Annotated in this window: 1 protein-coding gene; it reads left to right on the forward strand. The window is 48.5% G+C overall.

Annotated elements, in window-relative coordinates; all coding sequences use genetic code 11:
* Positions 1-128: 128 nt before the first annotated feature.
* Complete coding sequence (locus EIZ37_RS25455) at positions 129-1,697, forward strand: IS1182 family transposase (RefSeq protein ID WP_134687565.1); 1,569 nt, start codon at positions 129-131, stop codon at positions 1,695-1,697.
* Positions 1,698-1,774: the final 77 nt, after the last annotated feature.

Genomic DNA, 1,774 nt, shown 5'->3' on the forward strand with positions numbered 1-1,774 from the left:
GAGGGTGTCCCAAAAGTCATCATAAATGACTGAGGGACTGCCCTCTTTTCATTCAGTTAAACAAAAAGAAACCGCCCTTTGTTAAAATGGAAGTACCACCCACCATTTACAAAAAGGAGTCGGTTTCTTTGTACATTCAATATACCATGGATCAACTCTGCTTACCAATGGATTTAGAAGAAGACATTCCCGCAAATCACCTCGTTCGTGTGGTCAACGCCGCCGTCAATCGTCTCGACGACGCCATCTTCGATGCGGCTTACCCCGGTGGCGGACGAGATAGCTATCACCCCAAAATGCTCACCAAAATCATCATTTACGCGTACACTCAGCGTATCTACTCTTCTCGCCAGATTGCCAAGGCCGTCCGTGAAAACATCATGTTTATGTGGATCGCAGGTAGGCAGCGCCCAGACTTTCGTACCATCAACCGCTTTCGCTCAGAGCGCATGAAAACCGTACTGGAGACCGTGTTTACCGCGGTGCTTCAATTTCTGGTTGAGGAGAACTACGTGCAGCTGGAGCATTACTTTGTGGATGGCACCAAGATCGAAGCCAATGCTAATCGGTATACGTTTGTTTGGGGAAAGGCTGTCGTGAAGCAGAAGGCCAAACTTCAGGAGAAAGTCCAGACTTTGTTCGCCGCTATTGAAGAAGCTGAGAAGTATGAAGAAAGAACTCACGAGGGCAAGGATCTTCGTGAAATCGGCGAGTCTTCTACCATCACCAGTGAAAAGCTGGAGTATGCTGTCAAGCAATTGGAAGAGCGTCTGCAGGAGAAACCAAAAGACAAGCCACTAAAGAAGGCGGTTCGCACAATCCGCAAGGATCTGCTTCCTCGCCTCCCAAAGTATGAGACGCATGAGACGATATTAGGAAAGCGAAACAGCTACAGCAAAACGGACCATGATGCTACATTTATGCGGATGAAAGAGGACCACATGCGAAACGGCCAGCTCAAGCCGGGTTACAACGTTCAGATCGGCACCGAAAATCAATTCATTCTCGGCTACAGTGTCCACCAGCGGCCAACTGATACACGCTGCCTCATTCCTCATCTGGAGAAAATAAAATCACAGTTCGGCAAGCTGCCAAACACCGTCATTGCTGATGCGGGCTATGGCGGCGAGGAGAATTATGACTACTTGGAGCAGAATGAAGTCGAAGCCATCGTCAAATACAGTACGTATCACCGTGAAAAAAGTAAGGCATGGCAAAAGGACATCAGCAAGATTGACAACTGGACCTATAACAGCGAACAAGATACGTGGACATGCGCGGCAGATCAAACGCTCCATTTCCGCCGGATAAGTAAGGAGAAAACGGAAAGTGGGTATGAAATCGAATACCGTCATTACCGAAGTGCCGGTTGTGAGGGGTGCCCGCTAAAGCCTCAGTGTACGAAAGCCCAAGGAGATCGTGAGATCAAAGTCAGCATGAAGTATTTGCGGCTTAAGAACCAAGCAAGGCAAAAACTCTGCAGCGAAGAAGGCTATGCCCTGGCCGTGAGGCGCATGATCGAGCCGGAGCCCGTATTTGGCGATATGAAGAACAACCGAGGCTTTAAAAGGTTCCTGCTTCGAGGCTTACCAAAAGTAAGTCTGGAGGTCGGGTGGCTTTCCCTTGCCCACAATCTGCTCAAGAAAGCAGCGGTAGACGCTAAAAACCAAGGGGTTAAGCGAGAACAGACCGCTTAACCCCTTAGTTTCTTCCGAAACTCATCTAATTTTTTCTGATGAAGGTGTTCCAGAGTTTACTTTTGGGACACCCTCTT

This window comes from Brevibacillus migulae (genome assembly GCF_004521915.1).
Lineage (GTDB): Bacteria > Bacillota > Bacilli > Brevibacillales > Brevibacillaceae > Brevibacillus_F > Brevibacillus_F migulae.